Source organism: Pedobacter sp. Leaf194, from assembly GCF_001423945.1.
Lineage (GTDB): Bacteria > Bacteroidota > Bacteroidia > Sphingobacteriales > Sphingobacteriaceae > Pedobacter.
The window spans coordinates 1,410,361-1,430,930 of sequence record NZ_LMPU01000001.1 but is presented as its reverse complement, the minus strand read 5'-3'; the positions used below and the strand labels follow the sequence as shown (position 1 = coordinate 1,430,930).

Sequence of the window (20,570 nt, the reverse complement as noted above, 5' to 3'; positions counted from 1 at the left end):
GGATTGCTCTTTTACTCGAAAAACAAACTGAATGTAAAATGACGCAACTTAGTTTTATCAATCGGATTTGCGAAAGCAGTGTTATCGTGCTGTAAAATATCACTCATAGAATACGATAGCTTTAGCTCTGGCGACATTTTGAAGTACTCGAAATATAAATCAAACCCAATCCCTGTTTCGTAAGAAAGGTAATTCCTCTTGTTTTTAAGCAGTTTATTTATTGGTATTTCCCCTTCATCAAAAGTTTTCTTTTTTGAAGCGATGTCCATCGAGTATTTTGCACCGCCAAGCCAGTAAGCCCTAAAATTATTTAACCTGTTCGATTTAATTTTTATTCCAACAGGAATTTCGAACATGGTAGCCTGAACTTTCTTATCAATTGATGTTTGAAAGCTACTTTGTGCATCGAATGTTGGATTTTGCTGAGTACTTACCGGAGCCGGCTCATATTCGTAACGCACCACCCTGTCGCTAAAAATTAATGAAGGTGTAGCACGCAAATCAAAATTTTCAGAAATTCGCCTGTTTACAACAAAGCCCAATCCAAAACCTACAGATGGCGGACTGGAGATTGCTTTCATAGGTTGAGTTACCTGTTTCCCATCAAAAGGGTCGAAATAAGGATCACGCCAGTTTGCATTCTTTAAAATTTTATACTCGGCAGAAATATACTGAAAACTAAAGCCAAAATGTAAGTCTTCATCATCTACACCTCCACCCCAGTTTTGGGCAAATGATGTTGTTGCGATTGTAAAAAGCAGGATGATGAAACTTAATTTTTTTATCATTTAGAACCGGTGTATATCGAACTTATTCCAAACGTAAGAATTTTCTGTTTGGTACTTTTGAAACCTACTTTTTCCATCAAACTTGTAAATTCAATCCCATCCGGGAAAGCCGCCACTGATTCTGGCAAATAACTATATGCCCTGGCATCTTTAGAAAACAGCTTGCCGAAAAAAGGAGTTATATGTTTAAAATAAAAGTTGTATAGCTGCTTCACAGGAAAAACTTTTGGCTTGGAGAATTCCAATACAACAAGTTTACCTCCCGGTTTTAGCACCCTGAACATATCGCTTAATCCTTGCTCAAGGTGTTCGAAATTACGAACACCATAAGCCACCGTGATGGCATCGAAGGTATCGTCGGCAAAATGCAAACCTTCAGAATCGCCCAGTTGAACAGAGAAAGTTTCATTCAGGCTACGTTCATTAATTTTCTTCTTGGCCACTTCCAGCATCCCCTCAGAAATATCAACGCCAATTATTTTTTCGGGATGTAGTTTTTTGATTGCTTCAAAAGCGAAATCACCAGTTCCGGTAGCCACATCGAGCATAATTCTCGGATGGATGGAAACCAATTCTTTAATCGCTTTCTTACGCCATAAAACATCAATTCCTAGCGAAAGGAAATGATTCAAAAAATCGTAAGTGCCAGAAATGTTATTGAACATGGTTGCAACCTGCTCTTTTTTAGTTGCATCCTCTACTTGGTATGGTGTAATATTCTGATTCATGTTGTGTGGCAAAGATAACTTTATTGTTTCACTGTTTAAATTGTTTTAATCGGTGAAATGTCAAATGCGCAGCAGTAAAGCAGTTAAAAAACATCAGACGTTAACCATCCTCTCAAAATTACTACCTTTGTAACATGATTATCAAAACGGCAACATTTGTTTGCAGCAACACCCAAATCTCGGCTTTACCAGCGCCAACAATGCCCGAGTACGCATTTATCGGCCGCTCTAACGTGGGTAAATCTTCTCTAATTAACATGTTGGTTAACCACCACGGACTTGCAAAAACTTCGCAGCGCCCCGGCAAAACACAATTAATAAATCACTTCTTAATTAACGAAGCCTGGTACATTGTGGATTTGCCCGGCTACGGTTATGCCAAAGTTTCAAAAACCAGCAGAGAGAAATGGGAAAAATTTATCCGTGCATACATCACCAAAAGAGAGAGCCTTCAATGTGTTTTTGTTTTGATAGATAGCCGTTTAACACCGCAGCAAATAGATATTGAGTTCTGTTACTGGTTAGGCGAAAAACAAATTCCTTTTGCGCTGCTATTTACCAAAGCAGATAAGCAAGGCATGAATGAATCGCTGAAAAATGTTGCTGCTTTTAAGAAAAAGCTGGGCGAGTTTTTTGAAGAAATTCCAACTACTATTGTAACATCCGCAGAGAAACAAACCGGAAAAGAAGACGTTTTAAATTTCATTTATGAAGTGAATAAAGACTTTGTAAAACCTGTTATCAACAAATTTTAAGCAGTCTGCCGCTCCATAAATTTCGTACATATATAAAAATGAAGAAATACTTTTCACTTGTACTTTTCGCACACTCGGTATTCGCGCTACCGTTTGCCATGATTGGATTTTTTTTAGGTGTTACCACAACAGATGCCCCTTTTAGATGGGAAAAACTACTATTGGTGTTGCTTTGTATGGTTTTCGCACGCAATTCGGCTATGGCCTTTAACCGCTATCTGGATAGAAATATTGATGCTAAAAACCCACGGACTAAAATGCGTGATATTCCGGCCGGAAAAGTATCGGCCAATGAAGCGTTAATCTTTGTTATCGCAAATTGTGTATTGTTTGCCGTAACAACTTATTTTATAAATCCGCTTTGCTTTTATCTATCGCCTGTTGCGTTATTTGTTGTGTTGTTTTATAGCTATACAAAAAGATTTACTGCGCTTTGCCATTTGGTTTTGGGCCTCGGTTTATCGTTAGCGCCAATTGGTGCGTATATTGCTGTTACAGGCCATTTTGCCGTAGTTCCCGTTTTATATTCTTTAGCAGTACTTTTCTGGGTTAGCGGTTTCGATATTATTTATGCCTTGCAGGATGAAGATTTCGACCGTGAAGAAAAGCTGCACTCGATTCCATCTGCGCTTGGTATAAAAAACGCATTAAATGTTTCTGTTTTATTGCACATATTTTCAGCCTTGTGCGTAATCTTACCAATATTTTTTACTGAATTTAGCTGGGTTTATTACGTAGGCATTGTATTTTTCTGTTCAATGCTGGTCTATCAGCACCTGCTTGTAAAACCGAACGACATTAGTAAGGTAAACAAGGCGTTTCAAACCTTAAACGGCTATGCATCTGTAGTATTTGCAATTTGCTTCTTAATAGATGCGTATATAAGAAACAAATGATGAAATGAGCGGATGTTTTCCACCCTTTACAAAGCTTTGCTCCATCATTCAAAAATCACTTATTCAATAGTTTTAAAATTATGATTATCAATAAAAAACCCCGAACATATATTCCCGAAAATTTAACCATTACCTGGGAAGCCTTGGAACCACTTTTTACCGAATTGAAAAACCGGGAAATCAACAGTGCTGATGAATTGGAGCATTGGTTAAAAGACCGGTCAGAATTAGAAGCGGCCTTAGAAGAAGATTTCGCCTGGAGGTACATAAAAATGAGCTGCGACACAGCAAACGAAGAGTTGGTTAAGAATTTTCAATACTTTGCTGAAGAAATAGAGCCAAAGATTTCGCCTTTATCCAATGAATTAAATAAAAAATTTGTTGACAGTCCTTTTATGGATGATTTGGACAAAGAAAAATTCTTCGTTTACAGCCGTGCAATTAAAAAAGCGCTTGAGCTTTATCACAGTGAAAATATTGAATTATTTACGGAATTACAGGTAAAGCAGCAGAAATATCAGGGCATAACTGGCGCAATGAGTGTAGAAATTAACGGGCAGGAATATACGCTTGAACAAGCTTCGATTTTTGTAAAGGATTTAAACCGCGAAGTGCGTGAAAATGCCTGGAAAACGATTCAACAAAGAAGGCTTATCGACAAAGATGATTTGAATATTCTTTTTGATGAATTGATAAAGTTAAGAAATCAGGTTGCGCTGAATGCCGGTTTTGAAAACTACCGCGATTATATGTTTCAGGCTTTGGGGCGATTTGACTACACACCACAGGATTGTTACGACTTTGCAAACGCAATTGAAAAAGAAATTGTCCCGATTTTAAGAGCGCAGGCCGAAAAACGCCGCGAAGCTCTAGGATTAGAAGTGCTGAAGCCATGGGATTTGGAAGTTAGCGTAAGCGGAAAGCCTGCTTTGAAACCTTTTAATAATGGCGAGGAGCTTATTGATAAAAGTATTGCCTGTTTTAACGCGATTGATACAAAGCTTGGCGAGAAACTTTCAACGATGAAAGCGAACAAGCTTTTTGATGTTGAGAGCAGAAAGGGAAAAGCACCAGGTGGCTATAACTATCCTTTGGCCGAAACAGGTGCACCTTTTATTTTCATGAACTCAGCTAATTCACTTCGTGATTTAACGACAATGGTTCATGAAGGCGGCCATGCAATACACACCTTTTTAACGGCGAATTTGGAGTTGAACGATTTCAAACATTGCCCATCGGAAGTAGCCGAACTCGCATCGATGAGTATGGAACTGATATCAATGGATAACTGGAATGTTTATTTCGATAATGAAGAAGATTTAATCCGTGCTAAAAGAGAACAACTTGCCGACGTTTTGAAAACATTGCCTTGGGTGGCCGTGATAGATCAGTTTCAACATTGGATTTATACAAACCCAAACCATACAGCAGCCGACAGAGAGGAAACTTTTAAGCAAATTTACAATCGTTTTGGTGCGGGTTTCGCCGATTGGACAGATTTAGATCAGGAGTTCGGAAATGGTTGGCAGAAACAATTGCATTTATTTGAGGTTCCTTTCTATTATATCGAATATGCAATCGCTCAGCTTGGTGCCATCGCCGTTTGGAAAAATTATAAGGAAAATCCTGCCAAAGCGCTAGATCAGTACCTTGCTGCACTCGCATTGGGTTATACCAAACCGATGAATGAGATTTATGAAACAGCGGGCATTAAGTTCGACTTCAGCGCTGAATACGTAAAAGAGTTAGCTGCTTTTGTAAAAGAAGAACTTGAAAAGTTAGGCTAGATCAGTCAGCTATTAACAAAAAAAGTCGCGTTGTGCTAACGCGACTTTTTTTGTGGGCTAATTTTTTGTGATTTCGTATTTGTGCTGAAGGTTTAGAATAGCCGCCATCGGCAATGTTATCTTCAGGGTTAATTTCCCGTAGATTAAAAAAAAAATCAGCTAACTAAACTTCGGCTTCATCTTGTCTTCTTGTTTTCATAATTAAAAACATCACCAAAACTGAAATCACAATCATCACCAGATAACTAAAACTAAGGTTTCTTTCATCCTTTGCCGGAAACATATTAACAATACCATAACTCAGAAATGACACGATTACGTAGGTGATCCCTCCGGTTAAACCGCCGGCGATTCCAGCATTTTTGGGGAATTTGCTCAGACAAAAGGTAAAATAATTGTTAAATGTAAATCCTGCGCCAATGTGAATAATGAAGGCGAAAAAAATTAACGAAAAGAGGTTGCTAACAAAGTTTAAGCTTAAAATCATTAAAATAACGAAAGCCAACTGAAGTGCAGAGTTAATAGCTAAACGTTTAAAAAAGGGACGGTTAATTGTAGCCTTGCCAATAAAACCACCTACCATCCAGGCAAAGCCCAAAACCAAAGAGCTGTACCCGGCAATAACCGGAGAAAATTTTAACTCATGCTCGATTATAAATGGCCCGGTCATGTTGTAAACCATAACCATGCAGTAGGCCAACCCGAGCATTACAATACCCAAGGCAAAACTTGTGGTTTTAATCATATCGGTATAAATGCTGATAATTTTTCGCAGCTGAAAATCGGTGAAGTGACTTAGGGTTTCGCCACTAAAAACATACTCGAGAATAGCGAAAACTAAGGCAAAACCGGCCAAAAAGTAAAAGTTAGATTCCCAACCGAAAGCGGTTTGTAAATAACCACCTACAAAGGGCGCCACAATTGGGCCGGTAGACCATATAATCGAAAACAGACTTAGGTAATGTTTCAGTTTATCGCCCGAAAAAAGATCTACAAAATAGGCACGTTTGGCCACCACAATTGCACCCACAGAAAGGCCGTGGATAATTCTCATCAAATAAATTAAATAAATATTATGAGTTGTTGCAATAACAATACTGGCTGCAGTAAATATCAGTAAGCTGTACAAGCAAATTTTGTATCTACCGAAACTATCCAGAATACTACCAACAAAAAGTTGCGCTACCCCATAGCTTATCAAAAAAATACTCAGTGTAAGTTGCACCTGAACGCTGCTAACGCCCATTTCTCCTGACATTGTAGGTAATGAAGGTATGTAAATGTCGGTAGCGAAACCAGATAAAGGAATTAGAGCGAACGCTAAAATTGTAGCAATGCCCTGGTTTTTCTCTTTAATGTAGGATGTTTGTTTAGTAACCATTTCGGAATATGTTTAAAATCAAACAGAAGAATCTTTAAAAACTCCCTTCTGATTTAATTCTACGGCAAAAGTATACTTTTAGTTAATTCGACAATTATGCCATTCAAATAATCGCTTATGCTTTGCAAATATTCTGGAATTTTTACATTGCAACAATAAAAATCTGCTCCTAAGGAACGCTTTGAGAAGCTCTAAAAAGAAATTTATATCCTGCTTTAAACGTTTTTAACTGATATTTTTTTAAGTTTGAGGAATACAACAAACCAAAACAGATGTTCGAGAAGCTATTCAGGAAGAAATCAATTTCCAAGATATTACAAGATGCAGCAAAAGGTTATGGCGACCATGAAAGTTCGTTGCATAAAACACTTGGCGTTCGCGATTTAACTGCTTTCGGCATTGCCGCTATTATTGGTGCGGGTATTTTTAGTACCATTGGTAAAGCCAGTGCAGATGGTGGTCCGGCGGTAATTTTTCTGTTTATTTTCACGGCAGTTGCCTGTAGCTTTGCTGCTTTTGCCTATGCAGAGTTTGCTTCAATGGTGCCGGTTTCTGGCAGTGCATATACCTATTCGTACGTTGCTTTTGGCGAATTGGTGGCCTGGATTATTGGCTGGTCGCTGATTATGGAATATGCAATCGGAAATATTACGGTCGCAATTTCATGGTCTGATTATTTCACGGGGCTACTCTCCTCCATCCGAATACCGGCATTAGGCATAGACGGAATTAATATCCCCGCTTGGGCAACAATGGATTACCTAACTGCATTTAATGGCCATAAGCACGCCGAAGCGCTTCTGGCAGCAGGTAAAAATATTGGCGGACTAGACGCTGCCACTGCGGTTGCAAATAACGCCTGGTTAACCGCTCCAAAAATTGGTAATTTTCACTTAGTTGCCGATTTGCCCGCATTGGGAATAATCATTTTTATAACCGCTTTAGTTTACCGGGGCATGAAAGAAAGCAGAAATGCAAGTAACGCAATGGTTGTTGTAAAGCTTGCGGTTATTCTGTTGGTTTTATCAGTGGGCATCTTTTACATCGATACGAAAAACTGGAATCCATTTGCGCCTAATGGCGTTTCTGGAATATTGAAAGGCGTTTCTGCTGTGTTTTTTGCGTACATCGGTTTCGATGCAATTTCTACAACCGCCGAGGAATGCAAAAACCCACAACGTGATTTACCCCGAGGGATGATGTGGGCAATTATTATTTGCACAGTTTTGTATGTTGCAATTGCCCTGGTTTTAACTGGCATTGTAAAATCAGATACGCTCGCAGTTGGCGACCCGCTGGCATTCGTTTTCGACCAGATAGACTTAAAATTGATGAGCGGAATTATTGCAGTTAGTGCCGTGTTTGCAATGGCAAGTGTTTTATTGGTGTTTCAAATGGGGCAGCCCCGCATTTGGATGAGCATGAGTCGCGATGGTTTACTTCCGAAATCATTTTCAAAGATTCATCCAAAATACAAAACGCCATCTTTCGCAACTATTGTTGTGGGTTTTGTTGTCGCCGTACCATCACTGTTTATGAACTTAACCATCGTAACCGACCTTTGTTCTATAGGTACTCTATTTGCCTTCGTGCTGGTTTGCGCCGGAGTTTTAGTACTTCAAAACAGGCCTGATGTACAACGCGGAAAGTTCAAAATACCTTATGTAAACAGTAAATTCATAGTTCCGTTAGCTTTTATCGCGGCTAACGCTTTCGCGTTTATAAAGTATAATAAAGAAACCAAAGCATTTATATTAAACACTCCAAAAACAATTGAAACGGTAACTTTTGTTACTTCATTAAATGGAGATGAGCTAAAAATTATCAAAGAGGAGATTGTGAAAAACGTGGCGCCGCAAATTATCCTTACAGAGAAAGTTGATGCAGAATCATATTTGAGTAATTTACCTGCCGATAAATATGAGCAGTTTATTTCCGCTTCAAATATTCCGGTAGAAAAGAAGTATGAAAGTGGCTGGAGCTTGTTCAAACACAAAATACCGATGTGGATTTTTCTCATCATTTGCGTGTTTATCGCATACTTCAGCATTACTAAAAATCTATCTCTCATCCCTGTTTTAGGCTTAATTAGTTGCCTTTACATGATGTGCGAACTTGGAATTTCAAACTGGATAGGTTTTAGCATCTGGCTTGTAATTGGGTTAGTGGTCTACTTTGCTTATGGCTTTAAACATAGTAAACTGGGCCAGGAAGCCATCAGTTAATATTTTGTTAGATAATCACAAAAAAAAATCCCTAATGCTTTTTAAGCGTGAGGGATTTTTTGTTTTACAAGACCTTATCTAACTTTCTTCTTTACAAAGGCCATAACTGTTATCAGCACCAGACCAGCAAATGAGGCAATAATATATTTGTCTTCATTCGGCCAATGCAAAACCTTTGCCGCAGGGCCGATAAGAAAAAAGCAAATCGCAAGAATTAAAAAAACGCTCCTCATTTAAACCGGCAATCTGTGTAATTCAATATCATCCGGAGTTACAAAAATTAGAGGCACTTTTTCTACATCTACGTAACTGCTATCCAAGCCAAAACTTCTTTCTTCGGATAAACTTAGCTTCTTCAGGATGAAATAATAATCCATAATCTGGCGCTCATAGAAACTTAGTTTCGTAAACTTAGATAAGTGTTTTTCCAGGAGCACAAAGCGAAAATCACCCGCAATTTTATGTTTGTTTAATGAGGTGTATTGACTCGTGATATCGATTTCGCCATTCTTAACCAGTTCTTCTACAACTTTACGGTAAAGCAAATTTACACGTTGTTCGATACGGAAACCTAATCTAAAATCAATACGGATCAATTTACCCGGAATCAGGAATTCTACCTTATAATCGAGCGTATAGGGCTCATCCATAACATCTACGTGTACCAACCAGTAAACATCAGCACGCTTAGGTTCTTTTTGTATAATCGAATAAATAATTTTGGATTCTATTTCAGTTTTGAAATTCGCACTTGTTAAATAAACCAGCTGTGAAGAATATTTTGGAACCGATTCATCACTACTCAATTCGGTTAAAATCTGATAGTAATCTTCAATTTCGACATATTTAACAAAACGATTCTTAATTTTTCTGGCTACGAACCAACTCCACATTATCGTAAACAATAACGAACCAATCATTACTGTAACCCAACCGCCGTGCAAAAATTTGGTTAAATTACTAATCAGGAAAGTGCCTTCAATAATCACATACGTAAAAAAGAAAGTCGCAATTAAATATTTAGGAAAACGCTTACTCCGCAAATAGAAACTCACCAGAATGGTTGTCATGAGCATGGCAATCGTTATCGATAAACCATAAGCCGCATCCATCCTTTCTGCCTTCTGAAAAAGCAGAACAATTCCACAGCATCCAATCCAAAGCATCCAGTTTATAGACGGCACATACAATTGCCCTTTAGAAACTGAAGGATAAACAATTCTGATTTTTGGCCAAAGGTTTAAGCGAACGGCTTCGGCAATAAGCGTAAACGACCCGCTTATTAAAGCCTGACTGGCAATAACAGCTGCCATCGTTGCCAGAATAACCATTGGTACCTGAAAATGGCCCGGCACAATTTGGAAAAAAGGGTTCATTTTGGCACCCGGAATATAAGTTCCGCTATTTTGAAGAATCCAAACACCTTGGCCAAGGTAATTTAAAATCAGGGTCAGTTTCACAAAAATCCAGCTGATGCGAATGTTATTTCTACCGCAATGACCTAAATCGGAGTACAATGCTTCCGCCCCTGTAGTACAAAGAAAAACGCCACCAAGAATTAAGAAAGCAAGTTGATTGGTAACTAATAAATGTATTGCATAATAAGGATTAAATGCCTTAAGGATACTAAAATCCTTTACAATAAAAGAAATACCCAACACGCCCAAAACGGCAAACCACACAAACATTACCGGCCCAAAGAGCTTACCTACCAGGTTGGTACCAAACTGTTGGATGATGAAGAGGATTGTTAAAATGGTGAGTACAATTGGTATTACAGGTACATCAAATTTGTTTGTTAAGCCTTCAATCGCCGAGGTTACGGTAATACTCGGCGTTATAATTCCATCGGCAAGCAACGCACAACCACCAACAACTGCGGGTACAACCAGCCATTTAGCTTTTTTCCTTACCAACGAAAAAAGTGAAAATATGCCCCCTTCACCTTTGTTATCTGCCCTTAGGGTAATTATAACATACTTTATTGTGGTTTGTAAAGTTAGTGTCCAAATGATACAGGAAAGCACACCCAATACATTTGTTGGATTTATATCTTGCTTCCCTCCAAGTATCGTGGTAAAAATCGCGTTTAGTGTATATAGTGGTGAAGTACCGATGTCGCCGAAAACAATTCCCAAACTAATCAGAACTCCGCCGGCAGTTAGCGCATTTACATTTTTATGATTTGACACTTCTTTATATTTTTAGTGCGGCAAAAGTAAACTAACTATAACAATTTAACAACCAATTTATTGTGTATTTTACACACCATGAAATTTAAAATTTATTGTTAAATTGTGTTAAATAATGGCTTTTAAACAAAATGTTTAATTTCTTTGTTTTAAATTAATACATTTGCTATACAATTTGATGAAACTCTACCCAAAGATAACGCTTCTCTCAACAATTGCCTGCATTCTGTGCATGCTAATGTTTTGCGGGATGAATTCTTGGGCTCAACAAACCGATAGCATCCGGATTAGCCTCAAAACGAGGACCAAAAAAGCAAGTAAAATTCCCGAGATAAAAGCCAATATCCAGCCTTATAAACCTTTGTATATGTCGGTTGCCGGCGGGAGTATGTTTAATAGTTACTCGGCAACAAGCAAAAGTACGGCCTTAGTTTCTAAGGATAAGTTGTTAACTATTGTAAAAATCTATCCAAATCCGGTTGAAGACCAATTGAACATCATCTTATCAATTGGAAGAGATGGAACACAAACAACCATCAAAATAATTGATTTATTGGGCAATGAAGTTGTTACGCTAGCCAACGAACGATTAAATTCTGGTGAGCAAACCAAAAGTTTTGTCATCCCATCCCGCCTAAATGCAGGCATCTACTTTTTAAGGGTAGTAGCCGGATCAGAAAGTCAGGTTAAACGCATATCTGTTTTATAACACCATTTTCTTTTCTATTTTTGAGTCGATTTGAAGATTTCAACTCACCATTAAATTTCATATCCAAAGCAAATGAAGATAATCGCCATTGGCCGAAATTACGCCGAACACGCAAAAGAATTAAACAATCCTGTTCCAACCACGCCTGTAATATTTTTAAAACCAGATACCGCTTTATTAAAAGACAATAAGCCATTCTATCATCCCGATTTCTCTGAAGATGTTCATTACGAACTGGAAGTTGTTCTAAAAATTTGCAAGGAAGGTAAACACATTGCCGAAAAATTTGCCGCAAATTATTACGATGAAATTGGTTTGGGCATTGATTTCACTGCCCGCGATATTCAGGCAAAACACAAAGAAAAAGGTCTGCCCTGGGAACTGGCGAAAGCTTTTGATAACTCCGCTCCCGTTAGCATCTTCTTACCGAAAACAGATTTCGAAGATATGTATAATTTAAGTTTCGAGCTAAAAGTTAATGGCGGGCGCAAACAAAACGGGCATACTAAAGACCTGTTGTTCTCGTTCGAAAAGATAATCAGCTTTGTTTCCAAATACATTACACTAAAAAAAGGCGACCTGATTTTCACCGGAACACCGGCTGGTGTTGGAAAAGTTAACAGAGGTGATAAATTGGAAGCTTGGCTTGAGGGCAGGCAAATGTTAAACTTCGATGTTAAATAACCGGATGCAAAAAAAACCGATTTCTACTTTTAAATACTACGCTTCCATTTTTTGTTTTTTGCTTTATGCGACTTCAACTTATGCTCAACAAATATTTAGTTCCAACAAATATCCGCTAACTTATTTCAGGCAACCGCTGGACATTGCACCGCCGGCACTTGCCGGTTCTTTCGGCGAAATTAGAGGGAATCATTTCCACTCCGGCATCGATTTCAGAACCAATCAGCGTGAAGGCTATCCTGTTTATGCAGTTGCGGATGGGTATATTTCACGACTTAGGGTTCAAAACAGTGGTTTTGGTCAGGCGCTCTACATTAACCATCCAAATGGTTTTACCTCTGTGTACGGGCATTTACAAAGATTTGCGCCAAAAATTGCAACGATTGTAAAAAACCTGGAGTATGAAAAAAAATCATTCGAGATTGACGAGTTCCCTAATGAGACTTTAATTCCTGTTCGTAAAGGCGAGGTAATTGCCTGGTCGGGCAACAGAGGCAGCTCGGGTGGCCCGCATTTGCATTTCGAAATAAGAGATACAAAAACCGAAGAAACCATAAACCCGCAGTTTTTTGGCATTGATATTCCTGATAACATTCCGCCGGTTATTTATAGTTTGTACGCTTACCGCCTAAATGGGAAGGTTTTTAATGAAGCTACACCTAAACAGGCAATTGCAATTAGTGGTTCGAACGGTACCTACAAAGCAACTGCGCCAATAAGCCTCACCGGCGAAGTTGGCTTCGGAGTGGTAACAACCGACAGGCACAACGGTTTATCGGGCACCAATGGCGTTTATTCCATCCAATTAGAACTTGATGGCAAAATGATTTATACTTCGGCACTGGAGCGCTTTGCTTTCGAAGATAGCAAGGCCATTAACTCCCATATCGATTATCCCACTTATCTTAATACGAAGAGAAGTATACAAAAAAGCTTCGTAGAGCCGGGTAATCCACTAAGCATTTACAGTAACCTGGTAAACAGCGGACGGATAAATTTTAATGATGCTGAAATTCATCAACTTCGCTACATCATAACTGATTCGAAGGGAAATCCATCGACACTATCCTTTTCTGTGCACGCAGGTTCGGCACCAGCGATTTCGCCGGTTGTTCAACCCGGTATCATTTATCCTTATAACAAAACAAACGAATTTAATACTGACGATATCAAAGTAGTTTTTCCGAAAGGAACCTTATACAGTGATTTGAATTTTACGTACAAAAAGTTGCCCAAACCGCAGGCAAATGCTTATTCAAGCCTACATCAAATCCATAACCGTTATACACCGCTGCATATTGGTTTCGACTTATGGATTAAAGCTGACAACCTCCCCGAAGGCTTGAGAAACAAGGCGCTCATTGCAAATTCAAATGGCTCATCGCAAGGCGGAAACTTTGAGAATGGTTACGTTAAGGCGACACCGAGAAATTTTGGAAATTTCTACATTGCTGTTGATACAATTGCGCCAAGAATTGTTCCGGTTAACATTTCTGATGGGAAAAATATGGCAGGATTGTCGAAAATAATTTTAAGATTAAGTGATAATCTTTCGGGTATCAAAAGTTTTAACGGCTACATAGATGGACAATGGGCGCTAATGGAGTTCGATACTAAAACGGCAACCCTATGGCATACGTTCGACGAGCGCACCACCCCGGGCAAGCATCTGCTCGAGCTTGTTGTTGTTGATATGAAAGACAATACAAGAAAGTATTCAGTAAGCTTCTACCGGTAAAAAAAGGAAGATTCTAGAAATTTGTGCGCTGGGAATATTCTTTAAAACCATCATTTTATGATTAGATATGATAAACTTAAAACTGTCATATTTTAAATAACGATGAACACAATAATGACTTAAACTGTTTACATTGCAAATTGAACCAATTACCTATTCAGAAATCAATAAAACAAATATGGCAGAGTTAAAAGAAGGTGATGTTGCTCCTGCAATTACCTCGAAAGACCAGAATGGAGCAGAAGTTTCTTTAACGGATTATAAAGGACAAACTGTTGTTTTGTATTTTTACCCAAAAGATGACACACCCGGTTGCACTGCCGAAGCATGCGATTTCAGAGACAACTATCAAGGTTTGCAAGCAAAAGGAATTGTTGTTTTGGGCGTTAGTGTTGATGATGAAAAGTCGCACCAAAAATTTGTTACGAAACACAACCTGCCCTTTACTTTACTTGCAGATACCGACCAAAAAATTGTGAACGATTACGGTGTTTGGGCGGAGAAAAACATGTATGGAAAGAAATATATGGGTACAGTTCGAACAACTTTCATTATAGATGGCGAGGGAAAAATTTCGCACATTATTAAAAAGGTTGATACAAAAAACTCAACTCAACAGGTACTCGATTTAATCAATAACTAATTATGATATAGCAGGTAAAATATTACCTTTGCTATGTAACACAACTCTTATTTTAATGAAACATACGATAAAAGAATTAGAAGATATTGCTTCGCAGATAAGACGAGATATTGTAAGAATGGTTCACGGATGCCAGTCTGGCCACCCAGGTGGTTCATTAGGCTGCGCCGATTTTTTTACAGCGCTATATTTCGAAGTTCTAAACTACAATACAGATTTTAAAATGGATGGCGTTGGCGAAGATTTGTTCTTCCTGTCTAACGGCCACATTTCACCTGTTTGGTACAGTACATTGGCACATGCAGGCTTTTTCAATAAAAGTGAATTGGCAACTTTCCGCAAGTTAGATTCAAGATTGCAGGGCCACCCAACTACGCACGAAGGCTTACCAGGCATTCGTGTAGCTTCAGGCTCGTTGGGCCAGGGCATGTCTGTAGCTATTGGTGCAGCATTAACGAAACGTTTAAATGGTGATAAATCTTACGTTTTCACTTTGCATGGTGATGGTGAGTTGCAAGAGGGTCAAAACTGGGAGGCTGCAATGTTTGCGCCTTTTCATGAATTAGATACCTTAATTTGTAGCGTGGATTATAACGGACAGCAGATTGACGGGCCTACTAAAAAGGTACTTTCGTTAGATAGCTTACAGGCTAAGTTCGAGGCTTTTGGATGGCATGTAATCAATACAGATGGCAACGATATGCAGGCGATAGTTGAAGGCTTACATTATGCGAAAACCTTAACAGGAAAAGGCAAGCCAATTTTAAACCTGATGAGTACGCAAATGGGTGCTGGTGTAGATTATATGATGGGTTCTCATAAATGGCACGGAACGGCGCCTAATGATGAGCAATTAGCGGCTGCATTAGCGCAGTTACCAGAAACTTTAGGGGATTATTAATTTCTCCCAATCTCCGTTAAATGGGGATTAAAATTTAAATTTTACACTAACGAATAAAGCTCCTTTAGGGGTTGTGTTTATTAAAAACTGCGAAGCAAACTTTCAACGCAGACAATTCAAAAATATAAAACCGTGAAAAAATACACATATACAGAGAAAAAAGATACCCGTTCAGGTTTTGGTGCCGGTTTACACGAAGCTGGTAAAAAAAATGAAAATGTTGTTGCTTTGTGTGCCGATTTAGTTGGTTCATTAAAAATGGATGCTTTTATCAAAGATTTTCCCGAGCGTTTTACACAAGTGGGTATTGCTGAAGCAAATATGATTGGTATTGCCGCAGGTATGACGATTGGCGGGAAAATTCCATTTACAGGAACTTTTGCCAACTTCTCTACAGGTCGCGTTTATGATCAGATTCGCCAGTCGGTAGCATACTCAAATAAGAATGTTAAAATTTGTGCATCGCATGCTGGTTTAACTTTAGGCGAAGACGGTGCAACGCACCAGATTTTGGAAGATATTGGTTTAATGAAAATGTTGCCGGGCATGGTGGTTATTAATCCTTGCGATTACAACCAAACAAAGGCAGCAACCCTCGCAATTGCGGAATACGAAGGCCCGGTTTATTTAAGATTCGGTCGCCCGGTAATCCCGGTATTTACCGATCCTGACCAAAAGTTCGAAATCGGGAAAGCCTGGATGGTTAACGAAGGTACAGATGTAACCATTATCGCAACCGGCCACATGGTTTGGAAGGCAATCGAAGCTGGCGAAAAGTTGGCAGAGCTTGGTATCGATGCAGAAATAATCAACATTCATACCATTAAGCCTTTGGATGATGAAGCGATCTTAAAATCAGTTAAAAAAACAGGTTGTGTAGTTACCTGCGAAGAGCATAACAAATTTGGAGGGTTAGGCGAAAGCGTTGCCCGTTTACTAACTACTGAACTACCTACGCCACAGGAGTTTGTTGCTACAAATGATACTTTTGGAGAAAGCGGAACGCCTGACCAACTGATGTCTAAATATGGTTTAGATGCAGTAAACATTGTGGAAGCCGCTCAGAAAGTAATCGGCAGAAAGAAATAACATATCAACAGCCTACGTTAAAGACATAAAGAACACAAGGAAATATCCAAACCTTTGTGTACTTTGTGTCTTTATTATTTAATTCCTAATCGTTTTTAATGAAACAAGTTGAAGATTCAGAAATTCTCGCAATGTTTGCCGTTGAGCGCACTCGCAATGAAGCTTTTAATTTGTTATTAAAAAAGTACCAGCAAAAAATATATTGGCACATTCGGCGTTTGGTTCTAAATCATGATGATTGCGATGATTTGATACAGGAGGTTTTTGTTAAAGTTTGGAAAAACCTCGATAAATTCCGGTCAGATTCCCAGCTTTACACCTGGATTTACCGAATTGCAACAAATGAATCCATTACCTTTTTAAATAAGCAAAAGCAGCGAAATAATACACCTATGGACGAGGTTTCAGCTGAACTTGCTGAGAATTTGGTCGCTTCCTCCTACTTTAATGGTGATAAGCTGGAATTGAAACTTCAAAAAGCAATTCTTACACTACCCGAAAAACAGCGAATTATTTTCAATATGAAATATTTTGACGATATGAAGTATGAGGAAATCTCTGAAGTCCTCGGAACGTCGGTGGGTGCCTTAAAAGCATCATTTCACATCGCTGCTAAAAAAATCGAAGCTTTTATCACAAATGATGAAATAGACTATTAAACCTTTTCACTTTAATTGTATCATATATCTGTGATGAATGAAAATTTAGAAAATAACGATTGGATTAAAGATGCGCCTACCCTTGCCGCAATGGCGAGGCGCAATCCCTTCTCCATTCCTGAAGGCTATTTCGACAATTGTGAGGAGGCTGTTTCCAGCTACATTTATTTAGATGGCTTGAAACGAAATACTACTGAAAATGCATTCCTTGTTCCGGAAAATTATTTTGAGGAGCTGACGGAAATGATTGAAACCCGCATTGCTATTGAGCATTCGCTTAAAGCGGATAATAAATTTGCAGTGCCGGAAAATTACTTCGAAACTTTACAAAGCAGAATTACCGCTAAAATTGAAGCAGAGCAGGTCATTAACAAAGAAGCGAAAATTATTCCATTATGGCGACGAAGCTTTGTTAAATATGCAAGCGCAGCTTGTTTTGTAGTGATTTCTTCATTTGGCGTTTATTTTTATCAAAACAACCAAACGGAAGCTAATGTTAATATTCCGCAAATGCAGTCTGCGGACTTAGCTAGTGAACAAATGCTTTACGATATCGATGAAACTACAATCATAGATCATTTAGAGGCACAAAATATATCAAATACAAATACAACTTCTGCCTCAGATACAGAAGTGGAAAACTACATCCTGAATAATTATTCGTCGACGGATTTGGCTCAGGAATTATAAAAATTACTAAAAATGAGAAATTTATTTTTCGCCGCTCTATTGTTTCTTTTACCATCAATGCTTTGGGCACAAAGGCCCCGGGGCGAGGAAATAGAATCGTTGAAGATTGCTTTTTTCACTAAGAAACTAGACCTGTCGCCAGACGAAGCAAAAGTTTTCTGGCCTATTTATAACGATATGCAGGCTGAACAAAACGGGCTTCGTAAAGAACGTTTTCAAAAAATGATTTCGTTTAGAAAAGTTACAGAAATTGATAATTTAACTGATGCGCAAATTCAAAGCTTAATTACCAGCGAATTCGATTTCAGACAACGCGATTTAAACATTGAGAAGAAATATTACAATAAATTTAAAGCAGTATTGCCAATCAAAATTATAGGTAAATACTATCGGGCTCAGGAAGCGTTTAAGCGAGAATTGCTGAACCGTTTTAAGGATAAACAATAGATAAAAGTTCTTGCAGGTAAATCTGTAAGACTTTTTTTTTCTAGTGCCTAAAGTGCTTTATTGAATTATACTCATTAATCTCTTCCTGCTTTTTTAATTCAGGATATTTCAACGATAAACACTTGGTGTTGGAAAACAATTTTATCATTCCCGTTGGTAGAATTTACCGGAGTTCGTATTCAAAATTAATAAAGAAAAACTAATCAACCGCAAAACAGAATTCCATTTCATTTTCCGTATTTTTGCATCATGTTAACACAACGCCAGTTGTTTCTACAACACAATGCACAAACCTCTCCAGAGCCATTAATGCTCGAATTTGTAAAAGCCAGCGGTGTTTATATTTATGATGCACAAGGCAAAAAACACCTGGATTTAATTGCAGGCATTGGGGTAAGCAATGTTGGACATTGCCATCCGGCAGTGGTTAAAGCAATACAGCAGCAGGCAGAAACCTATATGCATTTAATGGTGTACGGAGAGTACATTCAGAGCCCGCAGGTTAATTTCGCAAAAGCGTTGGCCGATATATTACCCGAAAGCTTAAGCTGTACTTATTTTTTAAATTCGGGAACTGAAGCTGTTGAAGGCGCCATGAAATTAGCTAAGCGTTACACGGGCAGAAAAGGCTTTATAGCTTGTAAAAATGCTTACCACGGCAGCACCCACGGGGCGGAAAGCTTAATGGAAAGCGAATTTTATTCTTCAGGCTATGGTCCTTTTTTACCAAACGTTAGCTTTATCGAGCATAATAATTGCTCCGATTTAGACAAAATTACCACAGACATTGCTGCTGTTTTTATCGAACCTATTCAGGGCGAGGCCGGCATCCGGGTTGCAGATTTAGCTTACATGCAGGCGCTGAGAGATAAATGCAATGAAACCAAAACGCTGTTAATTTTTGATGAAATTCAATCAGGTTTCGGGCGGAGCGGTAAAATGTTTGCATTTGAACACTATAACGTTGTACCAGATGTTTTGCTTTTGGCTAAGGGGATTGGTGGCGGAATGCCGATTGGAGCATTTATCAGCTCGCTCGAAATTATGTCGGTACTCTCTCATACGCCCATTTTGGGCCATATGACAACCTTTGGCGGTCACCCGGTATGTTGTGCAGCCGGTTTGGCAACTTTGAGAACTTTGGTCGACGATAAAATTGTTGATGAAGTTGAAGAGAAAGGCCAGCTTTTTAAAAAATTGCTTATTCATCCGGAAATTAAAGAAATTAGAGGCAAAGGCTTAATGCTGGCGGTAGAATTTGAAAACTTCGAAATCAACAAAAAAATTATAGATGCCTGTATTTTAGATGGGCTACTTTCTGATTGGTTTTTACACTGCAGTAATTCTATGCGGATAGCTCCCCCATTAATTATAACACAAGCAGAAATCGAAGAAGCTTGCCAAATCATCCTTAAAAATATTAACTTAGTTCTGGAAAGACAATGATAAATCGGTGTTAAGTGCCAAAGTTATGTAATAACCGGAAAGACTTTTAATATCCTGCTCGTGATGCCAAACCCCTGACACTAAACACCCGTACATGATACTTAACACCAAATATTTGATGCAAAAATGAACGTTCTAATAGTTGAAGATGAAAAGAGCCTGGCGCTCGAAATGGATGAGTTTTTAAGTAATGAAGGGTTTATTATAGAGCACGCCTGGAAAAAATCGTCGGCAGAAGAGAAAATTTTCGTTAACAGTTACGATTTTATTCTGTTGGATTTGGGTTTGCCAGATGGTGATGGGTTTGAAATTCTGAAACAGCTTAAAGCAATTAAAGATCGAGATGACGCGGTTATTATTTTAACAGCCAGAAGTGCGGTAGATGATAGAATAAAAGGTTTGGACGAAGGTGCTGATGATTACTTGCCGAAGCCATTTTCATTAAACGAATTGTTGGCCAGGATGCACGCAATTATTCGCAGAAAGCATAAACTCGAGAAAAACGAAGTCGACATTCATGGATTTCTACTCAATATTCAAAACAGAACCGTTTCATTTTCTGATGAGCGCCTTAATCTGACTAAAAAGGAGTTCGAGATTTTTAATTACCTCGTGTTAAACAAAAACCGGGTAGTTTCGAGAATGAGTTTAACCGAGCATGTTTGGGGCGACATACTTGAAGTAAATTCCGATTCAAATTTCGTTGATGTTCACGTTAAAAATCTGCGTAAAAAATTATCAGCCGTTAATCAAACCGAGTGGTTTGAAACCGTTAGAAGTATCGGTTACCGGATAAACTGTTAGCTGGTAAG

Annotated in this window: 19 protein-coding genes; 15 read left to right on the top strand and 4 right to left on the bottom strand. The window is 38.5% G+C overall.

The features are described from left to right. Positions 1-11 precede the first annotated feature (11 nt). Together ASG14_RS06300 and ubiE are read right to left on the bottom strand one after the other, a co-directional pair. The gene (locus ASG14_RS06300; RefSeq protein ID WP_056870129.1) at positions 12-788 is read right to left on the bottom strand and encodes an outer membrane beta-barrel protein; all 777 of its coding nucleotides are present in this window, start codon (positions 786-788) and stop codon (positions 12-14) included. Further along, positions 785-1,516: a bifunctional demethylmenaquinone methyltransferase/2-methoxy-6-polyprenyl-1,4-benzoquinol methylase UbiE gene (gene ubiE, locus ASG14_RS06295; protein WP_056870128.1), complete on the bottom strand. Its 732-nt coding sequence runs from the start codon at positions 1,514-1,516 to the stop codon at positions 785-787. The genes ASG14_RS06300 and ubiE overlap by 4 nt, the downstream gene beginning before the upstream one ends. A gap of 134 nt (positions 1,517-1,650) precedes the next feature. On the opposite strand from ubiE, the gene yihA reads away from it, so the two are divergent. The 3 genes from yihA to ASG14_RS06280 all read left to right on the top strand — a co-directional run bounded on the left by yihA (position 1,651) and on the right by ASG14_RS06280 (position 4,954). Next, complete coding sequence (yihA, locus tag ASG14_RS06290; protein ID WP_056870127.1) at positions 1,651-2,271, top strand: ribosome biogenesis GTP-binding protein YihA/YsxC; 621 nt, start codon at positions 1,651-1,653, stop codon at positions 2,269-2,271. Positions 2,272-2,309: 38 nt separating this feature from the next. Beyond that, a complete protein-coding gene (locus ASG14_RS06285; RefSeq protein WP_056870126.1) occupies positions 2,310-3,167 on the top strand; it encodes a UbiA-like polyprenyltransferase in 858 nt (285 codons plus the stop codon). A gap of 80 nt (positions 3,168-3,247) precedes the next feature. After that, a complete protein-coding gene (locus ASG14_RS06280) occupies positions 3,248-4,954 on the top strand; it encodes a M3 family oligoendopeptidase (RefSeq protein ID WP_056870125.1) in 1,707 nt (568 codons plus the stop codon). Between the two features lie 163 nt (positions 4,955-5,117). Here the strand turns inward: ASG14_RS06280 and ASG14_RS06275 are convergent, their stop codons facing one another. Continuing rightward, positions 5,118-6,335, bottom strand: a complete 1,218-nt coding sequence (locus ASG14_RS06275) for an MFS transporter (protein WP_056870124.1) — start codon at positions 6,333-6,335, stop codon at positions 5,118-5,120. A gap of 272 nt (positions 6,336-6,607) precedes the next feature. Between ASG14_RS06275 and ASG14_RS06270 the strand changes: the two genes are divergently transcribed. Further along, positions 6,608-8,560 (top strand): amino acid permease, encoded by a 1,953-nt coding sequence (locus tag ASG14_RS06270; protein ID WP_056870123.1) that lies wholly within the window; start codon positions 6,608-6,610, stop codon positions 8,558-8,560. 233 nt (positions 8,561-8,793) lie between these two features. Here ASG14_RS06270 and ASG14_RS06265 read toward each other — a convergent pair whose 3' ends face one another. Continuing rightward, a complete protein-coding gene (locus tag ASG14_RS06265) occupies positions 8,794-10,752 on the bottom strand; it encodes a KUP/HAK/KT family potassium transporter (protein WP_056870122.1) in 1,959 nt (652 codons plus the stop codon). A 250-nt stretch (positions 10,753-11,002) separates the two neighbouring features. On the opposite strand from ASG14_RS06265, the gene ASG14_RS06260 reads away from it, so the two are divergent. From ASG14_RS06260 to ASG14_RS06210, 11 genes are all read left to right on the top strand, one after another. Further along, complete coding sequence (locus ASG14_RS06260; RefSeq protein ID WP_235528530.1) at positions 11,003-11,461, top strand: T9SS type A sorting domain-containing protein; 459 nt, start codon at positions 11,003-11,005, stop codon at positions 11,459-11,461. Positions 11,462-11,533: 72 nt separating this feature from the next. Next, entirely contained in the window at positions 11,534-12,145 is a 612-nt protein-coding gene (locus ASG14_RS06255) for a fumarylacetoacetate hydrolase family protein (protein ID WP_056870121.1), read from the top strand. Between the two features lie 4 nt (positions 12,146-12,149). Further along, positions 12,150-13,883 carry a M23 family metallopeptidase gene (locus tag ASG14_RS06250; RefSeq protein WP_056870267.1) on the top strand — a complete coding sequence of 578 codons (1,734 nt, stop codon included), beginning with the start codon at positions 12,150-12,152 and terminating at the stop codon, positions 13,881-13,883. A 178-nt stretch (positions 13,884-14,061) separates the two neighbouring features. Then, positions 14,062-14,526, top strand: a complete 465-nt coding sequence (gene bcp / locus ASG14_RS06245) for a thioredoxin-dependent thiol peroxidase (RefSeq protein WP_056870266.1) — start codon at positions 14,062-14,064, stop codon at positions 14,524-14,526. 55 nt (positions 14,527-14,581) lie between these two features. Further along, complete coding sequence (locus tag ASG14_RS06240) at positions 14,582-15,427, top strand: transketolase (protein WP_056870120.1); 846 nt, start codon at positions 14,582-14,584, stop codon at positions 15,425-15,427. A 132-nt stretch (positions 15,428-15,559) separates the two neighbouring features. After that, complete coding sequence (locus ASG14_RS06235) at positions 15,560-16,516, top strand: transketolase family protein (protein WP_056094733.1); 957 nt, start codon at positions 15,560-15,562, stop codon at positions 16,514-16,516. A 98-nt stretch (positions 16,517-16,614) separates the two neighbouring features. Beyond that, complete coding sequence (locus ASG14_RS06230) at positions 16,615-17,175, top strand: RNA polymerase sigma factor (RefSeq protein WP_056870119.1); 561 nt, start codon at positions 16,615-16,617, stop codon at positions 17,173-17,175. Between the two features lie 33 nt (positions 17,176-17,208). Then, positions 17,209-17,865 (top strand): hypothetical protein, encoded by a 657-nt coding sequence (locus tag ASG14_RS06225; protein WP_056870118.1) that lies wholly within the window; start codon positions 17,209-17,211, stop codon positions 17,863-17,865. A 12-nt stretch (positions 17,866-17,877) separates the two neighbouring features. Next, positions 17,878-18,312, top strand: a complete 435-nt coding sequence (locus ASG14_RS06220; protein WP_056870117.1) for a hypothetical protein — start codon at positions 17,878-17,880, stop codon at positions 18,310-18,312. 249 nt (positions 18,313-18,561) lie between these two features. After that, positions 18,562-19,758, top strand: coding sequence for an aspartate aminotransferase family protein (locus ASG14_RS06215; protein WP_056870116.1), 1,197 nt, complete (start codon positions 18,562-18,564; stop codon positions 19,756-19,758). Positions 19,759-19,884: 126 nt separating this feature from the next. Further along, positions 19,885-20,562: a response regulator transcription factor gene (locus ASG14_RS06210; RefSeq protein WP_056870115.1), complete on the top strand. Its 678-nt coding sequence runs from the start codon at positions 19,885-19,887 to the stop codon at positions 20,560-20,562. The last annotated feature ends 8 nt before the right edge of the window (positions 20,563-20,570 follow it).